General features: G+C 69.3%; 16 protein-coding genes. 5 read left to right on the forward strand and 11 right to left on the reverse strand.

Annotation, left to right across the window (positions count from 1 at the left end):
* Positions 1–155: 155 nt before the first annotated feature.
* Positions 156–647 carry a MarR family winged helix-turn-helix transcriptional regulator gene (locus OG811_RS19980; RefSeq protein WP_406067840.1) on the forward strand — a complete coding sequence of 164 codons (492 nt, stop codon included), beginning with the start codon at positions 156–158 and terminating at the stop codon, positions 645–647.
* An 18-nt stretch (positions 648–665) separates the two neighbouring features.
* On the opposite strand, the gene OG811_RS19985 is transcribed toward OG811_RS19980, so the two are convergent.
* From OG811_RS19985 to OG811_RS20005, 5 genes are all read right to left on the reverse strand, one after another.
* A complete protein-coding gene (locus OG811_RS19985; protein WP_406067842.1) occupies positions 666–3098 on the reverse strand; it encodes a DUF4132 domain-containing protein in 2433 nt (810 codons plus the stop codon).
* Position 3099: 1 nt separating this feature from the next.
* On the reverse strand, positions 3100–3492 hold the full coding sequence (locus OG811_RS19990) for a hypothetical protein (RefSeq protein WP_406067843.1): 393 nt from the start codon (positions 3490–3492) through the stop codon (positions 3100–3102).
* A gap of 63 nt (positions 3493–3555) precedes the next feature.
* Positions 3556–3876 (reverse strand): hypothetical protein, encoded by a 321-nt coding sequence (locus OG811_RS19995; RefSeq protein WP_406067845.1) that lies wholly within the window; start codon positions 3874–3876, stop codon positions 3556–3558.
* Positions 3877–3970: 94 nt separating this feature from the next.
* Positions 3971–4636 (reverse strand): class I SAM-dependent DNA methyltransferase, encoded by a 666-nt coding sequence (locus OG811_RS20000; protein WP_406067847.1) that lies wholly within the window; start codon positions 4634–4636, stop codon positions 3971–3973.
* Positions 4637–4643: 7 nt separating this feature from the next.
* Positions 4644–5132 (reverse strand): nitroreductase/quinone reductase family protein, encoded by a 489-nt coding sequence (locus OG811_RS20005; protein ID WP_406067848.1) that lies wholly within the window; start codon positions 5130–5132, stop codon positions 4644–4646.
* A 901-nt stretch (positions 5133–6033) separates the two neighbouring features.
* Between OG811_RS20005 and OG811_RS20010 the strand changes: the two genes are divergently transcribed.
* Positions 6034–7653: an IS1634 family transposase gene (locus OG811_RS20010; protein WP_406067849.1), complete on the forward strand. Its 1620-nt coding sequence runs from the start codon at positions 6034–6036 to the stop codon at positions 7651–7653.
* A gap of 136 nt (positions 7654–7789) precedes the next feature.
* Here the strand turns inward: OG811_RS20010 and OG811_RS20015 are convergent, their stop codons facing one another.
* From OG811_RS20015 to OG811_RS20030, 4 genes are all read right to left on the reverse strand, one after another.
* Entirely contained in the window at positions 7790–8131 is a 342-nt protein-coding gene (locus tag OG811_RS20015; RefSeq protein ID WP_088947102.1) for a helix-turn-helix transcriptional regulator, read from the reverse strand.
* Positions 8132–8355: 224 nt separating this feature from the next.
* Positions 8356–9549 (reverse strand): endo-1,4-beta-xylanase, encoded by a 1194-nt coding sequence (locus tag OG811_RS20020; RefSeq protein WP_406067850.1) that lies wholly within the window; start codon positions 9547–9549, stop codon positions 8356–8358.
* Positions 9550–9832: 283 nt separating this feature from the next.
* Positions 9833–10663: a PIG-L family deacetylase gene (locus OG811_RS20025; RefSeq protein WP_406067851.1), complete on the reverse strand. Its 831-nt coding sequence runs from the start codon at positions 10661–10663 to the stop codon at positions 9833–9835.
* A 141-nt stretch (positions 10664–10804) separates the two neighbouring features.
* Positions 10805–11992, reverse strand: a complete 1188-nt coding sequence (locus OG811_RS20030; protein ID WP_406067853.1) for an RNA ligase RtcB family protein — start codon at positions 11990–11992, stop codon at positions 10805–10807.
* 171 nt (positions 11993–12163) lie between these two features.
* On the opposite strand from OG811_RS20030, the gene OG811_RS20035 reads away from it, so the two are divergent.
* Positions 12164–12703, forward strand: a complete 540-nt coding sequence (locus OG811_RS20035) for an adenylate kinase (RefSeq protein WP_406067854.1) — start codon at positions 12164–12166, stop codon at positions 12701–12703.
* 39 nt (positions 12704–12742) lie between these two features.
* Here the strand turns inward: OG811_RS20035 and OG811_RS20040 are convergent, their stop codons facing one another.
* Together OG811_RS20040 and OG811_RS20045 are read right to left on the reverse strand one after the other, a co-directional pair.
* The gene (locus OG811_RS20040) at positions 12743–13396 is read right to left on the reverse strand and encodes a class I SAM-dependent methyltransferase (RefSeq protein WP_406067855.1); all 654 of its coding nucleotides are present in this window, start codon (positions 13394–13396) and stop codon (positions 12743–12745) included.
* A gap of 200 nt (positions 13397–13596) precedes the next feature.
* Positions 13597–15822 carry a hypothetical protein gene (locus tag OG811_RS20045; protein ID WP_406067857.1) on the reverse strand — a complete coding sequence of 742 codons (2226 nt, stop codon included), beginning with the start codon at positions 15820–15822 and terminating at the stop codon, positions 13597–13599.
* Positions 15823–16039: 217 nt separating this feature from the next.
* On the opposite strand from OG811_RS20045, the gene OG811_RS20050 reads away from it, so the two are divergent.
* Together OG811_RS20050 and OG811_RS20055 are read left to right on the forward strand one after the other, a co-directional pair.
* Positions 16040–16567, forward strand: coding sequence for a hypothetical protein (locus OG811_RS20050; RefSeq protein WP_406067859.1), 528 nt, complete (start codon positions 16040–16042; stop codon positions 16565–16567).
* Positions 16568–16640: 73 nt separating this feature from the next.
* Positions 16641–17483, forward strand: coding sequence for a DUF4097 family beta strand repeat-containing protein (locus OG811_RS20055; RefSeq protein WP_406067861.1), 843 nt, complete (start codon positions 16641–16643; stop codon positions 17481–17483).
* Positions 17484–17515 lie beyond the last annotated feature (32 nt).

Genomic DNA, 17515 nt, shown 5'->3' on the forward strand with positions numbered 1-17515 from the left:
ACCCGACGACGAGCCCCCATGGTCGATTTCGCCGGCCCCCATCCGCATGGTCTGCTCCTCGATGTTTGTAGCCGGCGCCCCACGGGAGCGGACCTGCCGGTTGACGTGTCAACGATGCTAACGTGTTGATTGACACGTCAATTCCAGGAGATGAGATGACGGAGGCCACACCCGGCCGGCGGGGAGGACGCCAACTCCCGACTGCGGAGGAGCTACGGATCTGGCGGACCTTCATCGAGACGACAGCAGCGCTCGGTTCCCGGCTCGAGTCCCACCTGCAGAGCGACTGCTCGCTGTCGACGGGGGACTACGCCGTACTGCTTGCTCTCAGCGAGGCGCAGGACCAGGCGATGCGTTCTTCCGAACTCGCGTCACACATCGGTTGGGAGCGGAGCCGGCTCTCCCACCACCTGGGGCGAATGGAGCGGCGCGGCCTGATCCGCCGCCAGGAGTGCGCAACTGTTCCCCGAGGGGCGGAGGTGCTGCTCACGCCGGCCGGGGCCGAAGCGTTCCGGGGAGCTACCGTTCCGCACCTGCGCGCCATTCGTGAGCTCTTCGTCGATGCCCTCACGCCCGAGCAGATCCTCGCGGCAGGCGAGATCGCCGCAGCGCTGCGAGCGCACCTCGACGCCCTGCGCGCCAGATGACCACCAGGGCCTCGCCGGTCATCTGGCGAGTTGCCGGAGCACGGTGGTGTCGGTGATCGTGTCGTCGGCGGCGAGCATGATTGCCTTGGACAGGATCGTCGACAGCATGGGGTCGTCGTCGAACGGCAGGTGAAGCCGGCCGGTGCGGTCGTGCGCCGTGACGATGCACAGGTACGCGTCGTTGGGCTCCATCATGATGTTGCCGGACCCGAGGTGGATCCGATAGGTGCGGATGTTTCCATGGACGTGCAGGTACCGGTCGGAGAGGTCCACCCGCTCGGCGATTTTCGTTCGCGGTAGCAGCCGAGCCAGCGCGTCCCGGCGTACTTCCGCTGACGGGGTCAGTGCCGCGCTGACCGTGCTGTGCCAGTAGGCCTGGAACCGATCCTCGCCGCGATCGGCCCACTGCGGGTCGGTGGCGATCGACGTGACGCCGACGAACAGGTCCACGTCACGCATGGCCTCACTGAAGACCAGCGGTGGCACGTCGACGGCCGCCGCCGGCTGCCAGTCCGCGCCATCGCGCCGGGCGAAGCGCACCTGGTCGGTGGAGCAGTATTCGACGTCGTAGGTGGATGGATCCGGGTTGTCGACCAGTTGGTGGTGGAAGGACGCCCGCCACGCACCGCCTCCGAGGAGCTTGGTGGCCTCGCTGTCGTAACCACCATCCCAGGTGCCGAGGTAGCCGGTCTGCCAACCCCGCGTGCGCATGAGGACGTTCGCCTGGCGGTAGCGCAGGATGTGGGCGGCGAACCGGTTGGAGTAGAGCTGTGTCCTCTCCTCGGCGGGCGTGACCAGGTAGACCTCACGGAAGGCCTGTTTGAACGGTTGCGTCAGTGCAGTGGCGAGCACGTGCTCACGCCACGCGAGGACCTCGTGCGTCGTCGCGCGGGCGGGATGCCACAGCCTGACCCGGTCGCCGGCAATGACCCGGCCGTCCCGATCGACAATCGTCCAACCGTCGTTGTCCTGTCGGGGCAGGCCCGCGGACCAGAGATGGCTGTCGGTGCTGGTCTCCCAGAGCAGCCGCCGCCCGTAGGTCCCGGTGATCGGGTGTTCGAGGTATCGGGACGACCAGTCCGCGTACGACCAGGTGCGCTCCTCGGACAGCAGCCCCTCCACCCGCTGGCGCTCGGCGGTCATCGTCGCGCCAACGCGTTTGACGAGGTCACGCAACTGCTTGAGCTCGTCGCCGTACGCCTGCTTGACCTGGGCCGGGACGCTCCTGAGCGGGGCAGTGTCACGAGTGAAGGTCAGTCGCGCCTTCTCGCCGACGACCTGGACCGTCGCCTCGTACGGCCCGACCTGGGTGTGCAGTCGCCCCTCGGGGCTGAGCCCGTGGTCGTCGATGGCGAGCTCCATCACCTCGCTGAGCGACCACCCGCGCAGCGCGCCGATGCGGGCCAGTGCGGTCTGGACGCGGCTCTGCACCGCCTTGTTCTTGACCGTCACGGCCAGTCTCGCCAGCGTCCGCACCGGCACCTCGCCGCTCCTGCCCGCGAGCAGTTGCACGGCCGCGACAGCCGTCCGTTGGGCATGGGGAAAGCCCGACGCCTGCCGCGGTGCCGCCGCCGCAGCGGCGGTGACCCGTGCCAACAGGTCGGTCGCCGACTCGTCGGGCTGCCGCGACAGCGCCCACACCAGCCCGCGCAGGAGCCGGTCCGAATCGTCGTGCAGGCGCCGCCCGTACGCGACGAATGTTTCCAGGACCGACCGGACGGCCTCAGCGCCGCCCGGTGTGGTGGCGAGAAACTCGTCGAGGCGCCGCTGCCATTTCACCGGTGCGGCCGGCTTCGCCAGCGAGACGCAGTGCGCCAGCAGCTCCGGCACGCCCGGCGCGGCGAGGACGCCACTCATCTCGGCACGGACGAGCGGCCCGAACCCGTCTCCACGGTGGAACAGCCAGGACGGCAAACGACGACCGGTGGCATGATCGAGGGCCGCGCCGAGCAGTGCGACGGCATGCCGTCGAGGCTCCGCCGCGATGAAATAGCCGCTGGTCAGTTCGCTGAGGAGGGCGTCGAGGGCCGGCACCAGGCCAGCCAGCTCGGTGGGCGCCAGGCGTGCGGCGATCACGGCCGGCAGCTCCAGGTGAGCACCGAGGTCATAGAAGTCTCCGCGCGCGACGACCTCCAGACACCACACGAGGTCCGCCCGCGTCCAGGGCAGGTCCCCGTCGGCCAGACTCCGCACCACATCGTTGAGCCCACCAGGATTCGAGCTGGCCACCGACTCGCGGTGCATGGCCAGCGCGGCGCTGCGGCGCTCCTCGGCCGGCCACGACCCGACGGCGGTCCACTCCGGCACGTTGGTTACCGAGAACCTCCAGTGGTACCTGCTCGCGATGTGCAGAACAGCTCTGATCCGCGCATCGGCCTCGGTAAGACCGGTCTCCACGTCTCGTCGGTCCGCATCGGTCAGGCCGGGGAGGAGTTCGGTCCAATCACCCATGTCAGCCACCTACCAGCGGGACGAGTCGCACGAAAGCTACATCCGGGTCGGCGAGCAGGTCGATCTCCTCGTCGAGGTCCTCGATCTGGCGGCTGCCGACCAGCAGCAGGAAGCCGTTGCGGGCGAAGGCGGCACAGGCCGCGTCCGCCTGCTGCTCCCAGTCGAGCCGCCGGCCCCGGGCGACCCGGTAGCCGTTCAACGTGGCCTCCGTGTCGGTCGGCTGCACCAGCCCGCGGAAGTGCTCAGACTGGTGGGAGTTGAACCGGGCGACCTCCTCGCGTACCCGCAACCGAACCAACTCTCGCGCTGAGATGCGGTCCGGCACGCCGGTCAACGGCCAGTGGTCGATGGCTTTCCCGGTCGCTGTCTCGTCCCGCACAATCGCCGTGGCCATGCCGCCATGCTCCTTGCCTTGAGGTGAGCGGCATCATGGCACGGGCATCCGACAGAAGGCTCGTCAGTGACGCAGCCAGAAAATATCCCGAAGGACTGTGTTGTTGGTCCGCCGGTCGGTGACCCAGGCGCCAACCCTGCGCTCGAAGGGGACGCCGGAGCGGTAGAAAAGCACCACCGCCGGCAGCAGTGTCGAGCACCCGACCGCCCAGGCCGCCAGGAAGACCGAGTCCGGCAGCGTGGGCACGCTCGGCACGGCGGAGGCGGCGCCCCAGGCGACAACCGGGAGTATTACGAGGTTGGCCACCCGGGCAAACCAGATCGCGGCCCGGTACGTCGAACTCTGTCGGATGCCCAGTAGTGCGTCATCGTCGATGGACGGCATGCGGCCGATCATAGGACCGGTGTGCCGCGTCGTGTTGCCTTACTGAGGGTGCTCGCCAACCCGCAAAGTGGGACCTGACGGCGTAGGCGGTGAATTAATGGGCCTTGGCCAGCAGGAACGCCTGATCGTCGCGCTCCGTGCCGCGAGGGCGCCGCACCAAGCGGCACTCTTCTCGCAGGCCCGCGGCCTCAATCTCGGCGGCAACCTGGTCCGCCGTGTAACGGTGGCGTTCAAGGTGGATCTCGTGCCCGAAGCGGCGGTACGCCGCACCCACGTCGCGCGAACCGTCACCTGCCTGAAATCCGACGAGCAGATGGCCGGATGGGCGGAGGACCCGGGCCGCCTCCGCGAAGATGCGCGCCTGCCCGGTGGGAGGTGTGTGGATGGTGGAGTACCACAGCAGCACACCGGCGAACTGGTCGTTACGGTAGGGGAGGGCGGCCAACGAGCCGACGGTGAACGTTAGGTCGGAGTGGTCGCGTCGGGCCATGGCGACCATGCCCGGAGACAGATCGACTCCCTGCACCAGACACCCGCGCTCGGTGAGGTACCTGCTCATCCGGCCGGGGCCGCACCCGGCGTCGAGGACGTGTGCGTCGCCTCCCGACGTCACCGCCTCCGCAAACGCGTCGATCATGGCGAGGTCGAGTGGAGCCTCGGCGCGCGTGTGCGGCAGATAGGCGGCGTAGTCTCTGGCCACCGTGTCGTAGGCACGTCGGACGCCGCGGAAGTCGAGCGGATCTGAGGGCGGGGAAGTCACGGGCGCATCATTGCACCGGCGAGGCACCACCCGGTCTGGGCTCCAGCACCACCACTGCGGTTTCCGACGGCCTCCGCGTCGCGTGGAGCGCGATGTTCGCGTCGACCTCGCACCAGCGTGCCCACAGTCGCGATAGCTCGCCGTCGGTGGCGGCGCGCCCGTGTACCAGTCGCCGCCCGTCGACCAGCTCGATGGACGCGCCCGGATGCGTCTGCAGGTTGAGCCACCAGGCGGGCTCACCCGCACCCCACCCGTTCATCGCCAGCGTGACGAGGTTCGGGCCATCCTCGAGGTATCCGATGATGACGCTGCGCTGTTGACCGCTGCGACGGCCCGTAGTGGTCAGCCGCAGCGTGCCCCAGCCGCTGGGGCGCGGACGCCACAGCCCGAACCGGCCGCCCGAGACCCGGTACAGGCCGCGATGCACCGACCAGGCCAGACGGATGAACCAACGGGGCGGAAGCTTCGGCATCTTCGTCCCTGGACCGTCCGACATGATGACCTCCTACACCTGTGACGTGATGCGGTCGTGGTGAGTCGCGGCTGCGGGCAGATGGATCGGGATCACAGTCTCCGCGTACGAGTGCAGAGCGCATCCTGTTGTCCATGATCCGACAAGGACTGGACCGTTCGACTGAGTCCGTGCGCCGAACGGCCACGCCACCTAATGGCGGGGTTGCCGCTGGTGCCCTCCCACCCCTGATCGTGGAACACCGTCACCGTGGTGTCGACGCGTGCCACGCGATCTGGCTGGACGCATTACCGCCAGTGCGTTCTCCGTTCAGGCCGGGCAGGGCCTGGCCCTTCACGGTGACGGGGTTTCCGGACTGGTCGTAGGAGGGGCATGCCTCCACGGCGGTGCGGAGACGCCCCATTTACCCCGAGGCGCCGTCGCCGTCGAAGGTGAAGATGGTTTGGTGGATCATCCTTTGCGGCACGTTGGTCGGCGGCTCGTCGGCCTTCTTGTAGGTGACGGTCATTGCCGCGCTCGCGGTGGCCTGTCGGCCTCCGGTGCTGAACTCGTTGCCACACAGCTTGGGCAGGGCATCCGCTGACCTGTTTCCTGCGACCGGCGGATCGAGCCGCCGGTCAGTCTCGCTGGTCGTCCTCGGTTCGCCCGCATCTCCCGCCTTTCAACGGCTCGCGTGACAGCGCGGGTCCGAGTGAGATCGGCGTACCCATGGATCTTGAAAGGTTGTTGTCCGACCGGCTGGCGCCGGCGTTCGCGGCGGGTGGCCGGCGGCCCGGTCGACCCGCTCGTGCGGCGGTCTCCGCGCGCGGACGTCCAGTCCGACGCGGCGCTGGCGCTAGCCCTGCATTCCGCACGTCGGTGATCGTGGGTGGGGTTCGGCGCGGCGGGTTGGTCGTGAGGGCGGCCGGTGGCAGCGTGCCGGGCTGTGAGAGAGCGTGCGCGGTACGGCGCGGTGCCGTCGGTGGAGAAGGCGTTGGGGTCGTTGCCGGTGGTCGCGGCGTTCGCTGCCCGGTTGCGGATCCGGGATGTCATCGATGGGTTGTGCCCGGTGGATGACCGGTCGGAGTTGACGCATGGGCAGGTGATCGAGGCCCTGGTAGCGAACCGGTTGACCTCGCCGGAACCGCTTGTGCGGGTCCAGGACTGGGCGGGCGGGTACGCGGTCGAAGAGGTCTTCGGCGTGCGGCCGCAGCAGCTCAACGATGACCGGGTCGGCCGGGCGCTGGATGCGATCGCGTCGCAGGTGGATTCGATCGTCGGGTCGGTCGGCGCGCAGGCGATCGAGGTGTTCGGGATCGATGTGTCCCGAATTCACTGGGATATGACGTCGTTCTCGGTGTATGGCGAGTACGAGCATGCCGAGCAGGAGTACGCCGTGCCGAAGTTCGGGCATCCGAAAGACCGACGGCCTGACTTGAAGCAGGTCCAGGCCGGGCTCGCGGTAGCCGCGGACGGCGGGGTTCCGGTGTTCCACCGGGCGTATGACGGCGGTGCGGGTGAGGTCGCCCAGGTGATCCCGATGATGAAAGCGTTGCAGGAGATCGCTACCACCCGCAGGTTGTTGATCGTCGGGGACACGAAGCTGGTCTCCTACAACAACCTGGCCGCGATGCACGCCGACAAGGTGACGTTCGTGGCGCCGGCGTCGAAGGTGTACGTCAGTGCCGAAACGTTGGCCGGCCTGGACCTGGACCTGGCCACCCCGGTCGACTACGTCGCTGCCCGTGACCAGGGCAAAGACCCCGCCACGCTGGGAACGTGGCACGTGTACGAGGACACCATGACCTTGGCCGGGCCCCGCAAGAAGGATCCCGTGCTCACCCTGCGCCGGGTGTTCGTGCACTCCAGCGCCCGAGCGCAGGCCGCGACGGTGGCCCGGGCCAAGAAACTCGACCGGGCCACCGACGACCTCGCCCGGCTGACCCGGGGCTTGGGCTCACGGCACTACCCGGATACCGCCGCGGTCGAAACCCGGCTGGCCGTGATCGCGAAGACCCGCCGGGTCGTCGCCTACCTGCGCACGACCACCGGCACCGATCCGGACACCGGCAAGCCCACCCTGAGCTGGCACTTCGACCAAGAAGCGATCGATGCCGAAGCAGCCGGCGACGGCTGGTACGCGCTGCTGACCAACCTGGAGGCCGACCAGGCCGACGCCGCCCAGGTCCTGCTGCACTACAAGGGCCAGGAAGCCGTCGAACGCCGCTACTCCGCGTTCAAGGGCACCCTCGCCGTCGCCGCGATCTACCTGAAGACCAACCGCCGGATCACCGCCATGATCACCGTGGTCTGCCTCGCGCTGCTCATCTTCAGCCTCATCGAACGCCAGGTCAGAGCAGCTCTACGCGCACAGGGCCGGACCACCGTCGCCGGCCTCTACGCCCGCCGGCCCGCCGTCCCCACCACCCGACTGATCTTCCAAGCCCTCGCCAGCATGAGACTCATCCCCGCGACCAGCGGCAACCCACACACCATCCCTCAACCCACACCCCTGCAACTCGAAATCCTCGACCTGCTCGACGTCAATCCGCTGGAATGGTGCTGACGATCGCCGACATGCGGAATGCAGGGCTAGCCGGGCTGACGGCACGGACACTGCGGCAGGGGCTGCACCTGCTCGGCATCCGAACCCTTGAGCGCATGTGACGTGCGGGTGATGTCGGGTCAGCCACCCCGCCTGATCAGCGGGCCTTCTTCGTCGCCCGCTTTCGGGGCGGCGTCAACAGGTCGGCGATCTGCGCGATCGCGGCGGGCACCAGGCGGTAGTACGCCCAGACGCCTCGCTTGTCGCGCTCGAGCAGGCCGGCCTCGGTGAGGATCCGAAGGTGATGACTCACGGTCGGCTGGGAGAGGTTGAGCGCCGCGGTGAGGTCACTGACGGACGCCTCACCCTCCGGCGCGGACTGGATCAGGCTCAGCAGTCGGAGTCGCGCTGGATCGGCGAATGCCTTCAGCACTCCGGCGAGCCGCTCGGCATCGGCCCGCTTGATTGGATCGCCGGTCAGCGGCGAAATCGCAGGCATGGCAGTTTTCGCAGTTCCCACGCCTGCCATAGTTACACCAACTGCATCGATATGCCGGTAGAACCGGCACCAGTAATCCGATGGCGTCCGTACGGCTGGGCGGGACGGCCGAACGTGAGTCGAACTTCGACGTCTGTGGTGGTAAACAGGCCGTGTGGGGCTTCGGGAAGCCCCACACGGCCGCACGGCTGTGTCCGCGCCGTCGGATCAGCCGAGCCTACGGGTCAGCGCCGGGGCCTGGGTGCGATGCGCGGCAGGACGTACGGCGGTCCAGCGAAGATCAGGTCAGACTTCAGCTCGTGGTACGCCCGCTTGGGTTGGTAGTTCTCGTCGTAGATGGTGGCCAGGCCCTCCGGCGGGTCGTTGAACCAGCCCGGCACCCAGGAATGATTGTCGCTGAAACCCCAGACCGTGTACGACAGGCAGCTTCGTACGGCGAGGCACGCCTTCATCAGCACGCTGAAGTTGGCTGCCGACGCCTGCAGCCGAGGGTTGATCTCCTCCGAGTTGCCGGCCTGGACGCCCGCCGTCATCTGGCTGCGGACGTCGACCTCGGTGAACGCGGTGGCGACGCCGAGCCCGCTGAACTTCTTCAGCGCGGCGGTCACCTGGAGGGTGTCGTAGTTGCCGTACTGGGTGCCCAGGTGCCCCTGGGACCCGACGCCGTCGATCGGGACGCCCTGGGCGAGCAGGCCCTTGGTCATGTCGTAGACGAACTGGGTCTTGTCGTCCGCCGGGTTGCCGGAGCCGAACGCCTCGATGTTGTAGTCGTTGTAGAACAGCAGGGCCTTGGGGTCGGCGGCCCGCGCCCAGCGGAACGCGTCGGCGATGTAGCCGGGCCCGAGGTTCTGTGCCCAGAAGCCCTTGTAGTGCAGGGTCGACGGGGTGTCCCACGGGTCGCTGACCGCCTCGTTGACGACGTCCCACTGCCAGATCTTGCCCTTGTAGTGGTTGACGACGGTGGTGATGTGCTTGCGCAGCAACTCGCGCAGCTCCTGCTTGCTGATGGAGCCGTCGGCGACGCCGGCGGTCAGCCAGCCGGGCAGCTGGTTGTGCCAGACCAGCACGTGACCGCGCACGCTCTGCCGGTTGCGCTTGGCGAACTCGATGAGCTGGTCGGCTGCCGCCCAGTCGTAGGTGCCGCGGGTGGGCTCCAGGCTCTCCCACTTCATCGCATTCTCGGCCGTGACCGAGGAGAACTCGGAGGAGGCCAGTTTGCGGTACTGCGGGTCACTGGCGTCGTTGAGCGCCTCACCGCTCACGGCGGTGCCGATCTGGAGGCCGTGGCGCTGGCCGAGGGTCGCGAGGCTCTGCGCCGTGGGGTCGTACGGCCGACTCGCGGTGGCCGGCACCGTGTTCAGCGCCGCGACGGTCGCGACGGCGACCACGCCGACGGTCGTCCACTGTCTCAGCTTCATTTGCCTTCCTTTCCACATCATCGATAGACAGTTGTCGATCAAGAAGTTGCGGGTCCGGCTGCTGCGGGTGGGGAACGCGTTCGGGCGCCCGGGGTTGGGGCTGATGGTGGGCGGGGCCGGTAGTTCCGGCCGGAAACCGGAAACTTGCTCGAAACGTTAAGGCTGTCGATGTCAGCACGTCAACGCTGAAAACTTCCGGAAATTGGTCAGATGAGCTGCGGAACCCCTCGCGCGCCGCCCGCGAAACTTTCGAAGGTCGATGGCGGCAGGCCGGTCGTTCCGTTCAGCGCAGACCGGCGAAGAGGTCGTCCTCGGGTGTCGGCGCGCCGGTCCGGTCACCGACCCGGACGAAGGTCTCCACACCCATCAGCTCGGTGAACCGCTCCCGGCCCAGTTGCAGGAAGAAGATGTTCTCGGTCTGACTGGCATGGGTGGCCAGCGCGTCGAACTTCTGTGCGCCGTAGCTGCTCGTGTCCACCCAGGTGGTGATCTCGTCGTCGGGCAGGCCGAGCTGCGGCGCCGGCTCCGCCGCCTCATCCGGCTCGGCCCAATCGACGCCGAGTTCCCGCATGATCCGGCCGAACTCCTCGAACGCCGTACGCGGCACAGTGGTCCAATACACCTTCGCCGGGCTGTCCGTCATCTCGACAGCGGCCATGGTGATCCGATGAGCCTGGATGTGGTCCGGGTGGCCGTAGAAACCGTTCTCGTCGTACGTGACGATCACGTCTGGTTCGTACTGCCGGATCAGCTCCGCGAGCCGGCCCGCCGCCTCCGCGACCGGCGTCGTCCAGAACGCGCCGGGCAGGTCGTTGGTCGGCCAGCCCATCATCCCGGAGTCGGCGTAACCAAGAATCTCCAGGTGGCTGACCTTCAACACCGCGCAGCTGGCCTCCAACTCGGCCTGGCGCATCGCCACGACAGCGGCCGGATCGTGCCCCGGGTCACCCGGCTTGACCCCACCAGGGCCGTCACCGCACCGCCCGTCGGTGCAGGTCACGAGCACCGTCGTGATCCCCTCGGCGGCATAGCGGGCAAGGACGCCACCGGTGCTCGTCGCCTCGTCGTCGGGGTGGGCGTGCACCGCCATCAGGGTCAGAGGTCGCTCAGCCATGCCATCACCCTACGGTCGTTTCTCGCCCAGGGTCGCGGTGGGCGGGGTGCGACCGTCACCCGGCGGCCCCACGACCTCCACCGGGAACGAGGCGGTCCTCGTCACACCGACCACTGAGTACGACACGATCACGGAGCACGCTCACGACCGGCCTCGCCCGCCGCGGTGGCCCCGCCGCTGCGGCCGTGCGGTGGACCCGAGCTCGGGCGTCTTGTAGGTGACCAGGGGAGTCGTGCTGACCACCGGCGTGGCCAACTGGTGCTCGACGAGGTCGGCGATCACCTGCTCGATGCGCTTGTACGCTGTGGGCGCCTCCTCGAAGAGCAGTTGGCGGTCGCCGCACACCACCAGCGAGCCCACCGGCGTGCGGCGTAGCTCCTCGACCGTGTGCTTGGCCCGGCCCCGCCGCAGGGCGTCGGCGCGTGACATCTTGCGGCCAGCGCCATGCGCCACGGAATAGTTGGCGCCCGAGCCGGCATGGGCGGCCACCAGGTAGGACGCCGTGCCCCGCGTACCGGCGACGAGGACGTCGCGGCCGTCACCCGGCGCGGCGCCCTTGCGGTGCAGGTAGACCCCGTCGCGCACCTCGACCAGGTTGTGGCACTCATCCACGATCGGTGCGGCGGGCTCGGCCCCCAGCGCGTACGCGACCCGGGCGGCCAGCACCCGGCGGTTGAGCGATCCCCAACGCACGGCGTCGTCGTGCATCGTCAGGTAGGCGGCGGGATCGGGGGCGGCACCGGCGCCGTGGACCTCGGTGTGCGCCCGCAGGATCCGCTCGCCCAGACCACGGGAACCGCTGTGGACGATGAGCACGAGATCGCCGGCGTCCAGCCCGAGTCGACTCGCATGGGTCGAGTCGATGATCGTGTCGACGCGTGCCAGCTCGACGAAGTGGTTGCCTCGGCCGACCGTCCCGAGGCCGTCCCAGTGACCGGCCGGAACGTCATCCTGGACGATGGACCAGGCCGGGTCGTCGGCGTCCTGCTCCGGGTCCAGGGCACGGTCGAGGTCGGGGAACCGGGAGGCGAGCCGCTCCGGTACGGCACGCTTGAGTTTGACGGGGAACACGGCGATGCCGCAGCCGATGTCGGAGCCCACCAGGAACGGGTACAACACCGTTGACGCCATGGCCGCACCGATGGGCGCGCCCTTGCCGGGGTGCAGGTCCGGCATCGCGGCAACGTGGACCATGCCGTCGAGGGCGGCTACCTGCTGACACTGCGCGAGCGCATCGGACTCGATCCAGCTCGCGGGCGAGGCGAACACCGTGACCGTGGCTGGGGTGGACTTGGGCAGGGGCTTACGAGGGGCGTGGTGCGGGGACAAGGTTGCTCGCTTCTCGCTGAGAACGCAGGAACGGACGGCGGCACGGCCCCGGGGAGGCGTCACTCGGGGGCGCGGAGCAGGGGTGGTGTCCGTCAGTACGTCATGGACGTCACTCTCGCGGAGCACGTCGGGAACGACAAGCGATTTTTCCTCACGACGTACGCTGCCGCGATGAGCGCACCGCGTCGCATCCTGGTCTACGGCGTGTACGGCTCCGGCAAGTCCACCCTCGCGGCGCGTTTGGCCGAACACCTCGGGCTGCCCTGGTATCCGGTGGACGATCTGCTCTGGCAGCCGGGCTGGGTCGAGGTGCCGGTCGCCCAGCAGCGCAGCCGGATCGAGGGGATCTGCCGACGGGACCGCTGGATCATCGACGGGGCGTACCACGGCTGGCGGGACGTACCGATGGCTCGTGCCGATCTCGTCGTCGGCCTCGACTATCCACGGTGGTGCTCCTACGGGCGGTTGCTACGGCGCACCGTCCGCCGGGTGGTGACGGGCGAGGAGATCTGCAACGGCAACCGCGAATCACTGAGCAGCGTGCTGTCCCGGGACTCGATCCTGGTGTGGCACATCACCGCGTTCGGCCGGGCTCGACGGCGGATGCGGGCCTGGCAGGCCGACCCGTCCGCGCCGACCGTGGTGTTACTGCGCTCCCCGGCAGACCTCGACGACTGGCTGGCCGCCCTGCCCGCCGCTGACGCCGCGTGAACCGTCGCAGATGAGGGTGGTTTTCGCGTCTTCGTTTCCCTATCGCAGGGCGGTCGGGGCTGGTCTGATCGCCCGTCCAAGAACGCAGGGCGAGGACGGGCTGTTGCTGGTGGCTGGGAAACGGAACCGGCGCAGTTCCTCGATCACGAACCCTTCCATCCCGATGGCGGCGACGGTGTCGCGGTTGGTGTGGCAGCCGGCAAAGAACTTCGGCCACAGTGTCGCGTCGAGAAGTCGTTGGGTTCGGTGCAGACTGCTGGGCTTCTCGGCGGCGACATGCTCGAAGAAACGTAGCTGGCCGCCGGGGCGCAGCACCCGGCTGACCTCGGCCAGCGCACCCGCCTGATCGGACACGGTGCACAACACCAACGCGACCACGGCCGCATCGAAGTCGCCGTCCCCGGCGGGCAGCGTCTCGGCCAGACCGTCGACGACCGTGACCGGAACCGGCGCGGTCGGCGCCACGCGCTCGGCAGCGGCACGTAGCCGTCGTTCCGGCTCGACCGCGACGACCTCGGTCACCCCCGGCGGGTAGTGGGAGAACATCCGCCCATTGCCCGCGCCGATCTCGATCACCCGGCCGGACAGGCCGGCGACCAGGTCCCGCCGGAACTCCGCGGTGCCGGCGCGGTCCATGGCGACGCTGAGCCGCTCGTAGACCCTGGCGAACACCGGGTGGGATACCGCGGCCACGTCGACCTCCTGGGGTTGGGGTGATCTCGTCGAACTGTTCTCCGGCGATTGTCCTGCATCAGCGCACGGATTCCGTCCTACGTGGGTTCCGACCGGCTTCGGGCGAACGCTCGCTCGTCCCGGCCGACGGCGCGCGCAGCGACGGTACGCGCCTCGACGACTGGCGTACGCGGGCGAGCCGCGGAAAGTGACCCCGCCCGCTACGTCGGTGTGACGGGCGGATCGGCTCGCCCACCGAGGCGCTGCACCAACTCCCGCACCATCGCGGTGAACGGCTCGTCGGATTCGTCCGGCCAGTGCCCGTGGATGGGCGGTGGGATGCTGTCGCTGGGGGGCGTCACGACGTCGCGGGGATCGCGCTGCCGGCGATCCACCGCGGCGGCCGGGTCGCTGGTGGTGGCCGGCGCGGGTGACCGGTGGGCGGAGAAGATCCAGCCGCCGATGGGGTCGGAGTCGCGCCACAGGTTCACCCAGCGCCAACCGACCCGGCGGCCGATCTCGTGCAGTGCGGCGTCGTCGACGTAGGCGGGGAAGAGCCGCGCGTAGAGCCGGCGCAGGGGTGACCCGTGGGTGAGCAGGGCGACCCGACTGGCGACCTGCGGCGGCAACTGGAGCACCGTGGCGGCGAGCAGGACCGAGCCGTGGCTGTGCCCGGTGAGCAGCACCGGATGGCCGCTCTCGACGAGGTAGGTGATTCGGCGGGCTAGCTCCGGCACGGCGCGTTCGGCGTAGCAGGGTGGTGCGAAGGGGTGGGCGGCCCGGGGCCAGAAGGTGCCAAGGTCCCAGAGGACGCCGACGTGCCGCCGGTACGGGACGGTCCGGTAGGCGAAGACACCACCGATGATCAGGCCCAGGATGATGGCCGCGATCACCCAACTGCCGGCCGAGATGCCGAAGATGACCGCGCCCGCCGACAGCCCGGCGTTCCGCTCGATGACGTCGCTCGGTAACTGCCCCAGGAGGCCGATGGTGGTGGTGGCCGTGCCGAGCCCGGCGAGGCAGCTGTAGAGCACGGCCAGCGGCACCAGTTTCTCGGTGAACCGAGCCCGCGCTATCGCGTCTCGGACCTGCCGCAGTCGGGGCCTGGCCTCCGCCGGTGGGTTCGGGTAGTCGCGCGCGACGATCGCCGCCGCAGCGCGGCGCCGACCGCGGCGGGAGATCAGGCTTACCAGGCCCGCGACGATCAGCGTGACGAGCACCGCGCGAAAGAAGCCGTAGATCGCCCAGGTGTATGCCCGGGGCGGACCGGTGGCGATGCCCTCCCCGGTTGGCACGTCGCGATCCAGGAAGTCCGCGACCCGGTAGATCAACTCGGCCGAGTACGCCACCCCCAGGCTGATCCCGGCGGCCGCGATCACGAGCGCGCCCAGCCCGAACAGCGGGGTAGTGCCTCGGTCCCGGCGCCAGAGCAGCACCACGCCCAGGGCGACCAACAGCGTCGTCTGGGCGACGAACAACCCGGCCAGGATCGCGTCGTAGCCGGGCAGCCCGTGCCCCTCGTGCCACGGCTGCGGGCTGGCCAGCAGGTAGGCCACGACGACGACGGTCAGGACGATGGCAGCGATCCGGAGCGTATGGGTGACCCCGTCGAGCCGTCGATCGTCAGCGGCCCGGTCGATCAGCGGGGGCGTGCAGAGCAGGCCCACACAGCTCGCCAATGTCACCCCGGTGGCCACCGTCAACGCGATCGTGGCCGCCGAGGCGCCGCCGGCGGCTCGGGCCAGGAGCAGAGTGAGGTCCAGTGTCGCGAACGCGGCGGCGACGTGAATGGAGCGCAACCGGCCCACCAGCGGGTTGGCGTTCCACTGACCGACCGTGCCGAGCCGAGACACGGAGCCGGACTGATCGGGCGCGCGAAACGCGTCCAACGTCCGCCCGGGGCTGTTGCTGATCCGCCAGATCAGGCCGATCGCGGCGGCCGGGACCAGCGCGAGCACCGCCAGGCGCGGTCCGACCGGCCGTTCATTCAGCCAGGCCAACCAGCTGCGCCCGGCCGGGCAGCGTGGCGAGGACAGGCACTTCCAGCCGATCAGATCCAGGGCGACACCGGCGACGGCGAGCACGTACAGCACCGTGAGCGTGAGCGCCAGCACCCGGCACAGAGATTTGACCGTGGCCGCGGAACCGGGATTCGCCGGGCGCATCCAGATCGCTACGTTGACCAGCATGAACGGCAGCAGGAAGACCACCGCGAGGGTGCGGGCCGCGGTGCCGGAGGGCAGGTCACCCCAGCGGTACGCCTCCAGCGTCACCCCAGGCGCGCCGATGGTCTCCGAACACCGGCGGCGTGGTCGGTAGAAGCCACCACTGCGGTCACCCGCGACCTGCGCAGTCTGCTGCAGGCCCAGCACCTCTCCGGCGCTCGCGCCGGAAACCCCGTGCACCCGCAGCTCCACGACCTCCCCGGAGGTGTCCGGCCCGCTCAACCGCGTTGATCCATCCGACGTCCCCCCGAGGCGTCTCGGCAGTCCTTGTCCCGCGATCTGCCCGAGGCCAGCCCCGCCATCAGGTGGCGGCGCCGTCACCCGACGGCGCGGTAGACCGCGGTTTACCCGAATCGGACGGGCTCAATCGCGTGACCTTTGGTGCCGCCATGAGCCATGAGGGTTGCGGTCTGAGCCAAAGTGGTGCCACCATGGTGCCATGGAGCTGAGGTCATACGTCGAGAACCTGCGTAACGAGTTCGCCGTGGCTGCGGAGGGCGTCGATCCGGAGGCCCGAATGCTGGCCGAACGGCTCTTCGCGCAGCTGGAGGCGGCAACCCGTCTCACGTTGCTCGAGGCGCTGTCCGACGCGGCTGACGAGATCACCCGTGAGCTCGCGCCGGGTTCGGTGCACGTCCGGTTGCGTGGGCGCGAGCCGGACTTCGTGGTGGCGCCGGCCAGCCCGTCGGTCAATGAGGGGGTGGGCGAGGCCAGCGGCCCGCCGACGCTGTCGGTGCCAGTGCTCGCGCCCGACGGTGACGACGGCGGCACCTCCCGGATCAACCTCCGGCTCCCCGACCACCTGAAGGCCAGCGTCGAGGAGGCCGCTGGTCGCGCCGGGCTCTCGGTCAACGCGTGGCTGGTGCGAGCTGTCGCCGGCGCCATCGGGGCAGGCGAAACGGAGCGGCGCCCGCCCCGCCGGGCAGAGCCGCGCTCCGGCCAGCACTTCACCGGCTGGGCCCGCTAACTCCCCGTACCCCCTCTTTCTTCGCGCCGCTGACCAGCGGCGACATTCGCCGACCACCTTCCGGGAGACCACCATGCCTATTTTCGAAACGCCAGAGCCCATTTCCGTCCAGGTCGAGCTGCCCGTCGGGGATGCCTGGATCAGCGCGACCGACCGCACCGACACGGTGGTGACGGTGCGGCCCCGCGACCCGTCGAGCAAGGCCGACGTGAGCGCCGCGGAGCAGACCACCGTCGAGTACGCCGCCGGGCAACTGGTGATCAGGGTGCCGAAGAGTTGGCGCCGTTACGGCTTCGGCCCCGGGCCGTCGGTCGATGTCCTGATCGAGCTGCCGAGCGGGTCGCGGGTGCACGCCGAGTCGTCGTGGGCGGCGTTCCGTTGCGAGGGTCGGCTCGGCGAATGCCGGATCAAGACCGGAAGTGGGATCCGGCTCGACGAGACCGGACCGTTGGACATCGACAGCAGCCACGGCGAGGTCGCGGTGGAGCGCGTCACGGGTTCCGCCCGGGTGAAGGTGTCGTCCGGCAAGGTGCGCATCGGTGCGGTCGACGGCCCCGCCGAGATCAAGAATTCCTCTGGCGACTGCTGGATCGGCCACAGCGGCGGAGACGTCCGGGTCAACACCGCGTACGGCGACATCACCGTCGGCGCGCCGATGGCCTCGGTGACGGCACGCACCGCGTACGGCAACGTCCGGCTGGGCGAGGTCGTCCGGGGGGCGATCGACCTGAGCACCTCGTACGGGGCCATCGAGGTCGGCATCCGTGGCGGGACCGCCGCCTGGCTCGACGTCAGTTCCAAGCACGGCCGCGTGCACAACGCCCTCGAGACGACCGACAGCCCGGCGCAGACCGACGAGATGGTCGAGGTCCGGGCGAACACCGCCTACGGCGACATCATGATCCGCCGCGCCTGATCTGCGACCACACAGACCACTGAGGAGGAGAC

The organism is Micromonospora sp. NBC_01638, assembly GCF_045209745.1.
Lineage (GTDB): Bacteria > Actinomycetota > Actinomycetes > Mycobacteriales > Micromonosporaceae > Micromonospora.

Coding starts and splice junctions, on each gene's coding strand:
- OG811_RS20055 (WP_406067861.1), top strand. CDS start 16,641: ATGCCTATTTTCGAAACGCCAGAGCCCATTTCCGTCCAGGTCGAGCTG.
- OG811_RS19995 (WP_406067845.1), bottom strand. CDS start 3,876: ATGCCGTCCATCGACGATGACGCACTACTGGGCATCCGACAGAGTTCG.
- OG811_RS20015 (WP_088947102.1), bottom strand. CDS start 8,131: ATGCCTGCGATTTCGCCGCTGACCGGCGATCCAATCAAGCGGGCCGAT.
- OG811_RS19990 (WP_406067843.1), bottom strand. CDS start 3,492: ATGGCCACGGCGATTGTGCGGGACGAGACAGCGACCGGGAAAGCCATC.
- OG811_RS19985 (WP_406067842.1), bottom strand. CDS start 3,098: ATGGGTGATTGGACCGAACTCCTCCCCGGCCTGACCGATGCGGACCGA.
- OG811_RS20025 (WP_406067851.1), bottom strand. CDS start 10,663: ATGGCTGAGCGACCTCTGACCCTGATGGCGGTGCACGCCCACCCCGAC.
- OG811_RS20035 (WP_406067854.1), top strand. CDS start 12,164: ATGAGCGCACCGCGTCGCATCCTGGTCTACGGCGTGTACGGCTCCGGC.
- OG811_RS20020 (WP_406067850.1), bottom strand. CDS start 9,549: ATGAAGCTGAGACAGTGGACGACCGTCGGCGTGGTCGCCGTCGCGACC.
- OG811_RS20050 (WP_406067859.1), top strand. CDS start 16,040: ATGGAGCTGAGGTCATACGTCGAGAACCTGCGTAACGAGTTCGCCGTG.
- OG811_RS19980 (WP_406067840.1), top strand. CDS start 156: ATGACGGAGGCCACACCCGGCCGGCGGGGAGGACGCCAACTCCCGACT.
- OG811_RS20005 (WP_406067848.1), bottom strand. CDS start 5,132: ATGTCGGACGGTCCAGGGACGAAGATGCCGAAGCTTCCGCCCCGTTGG.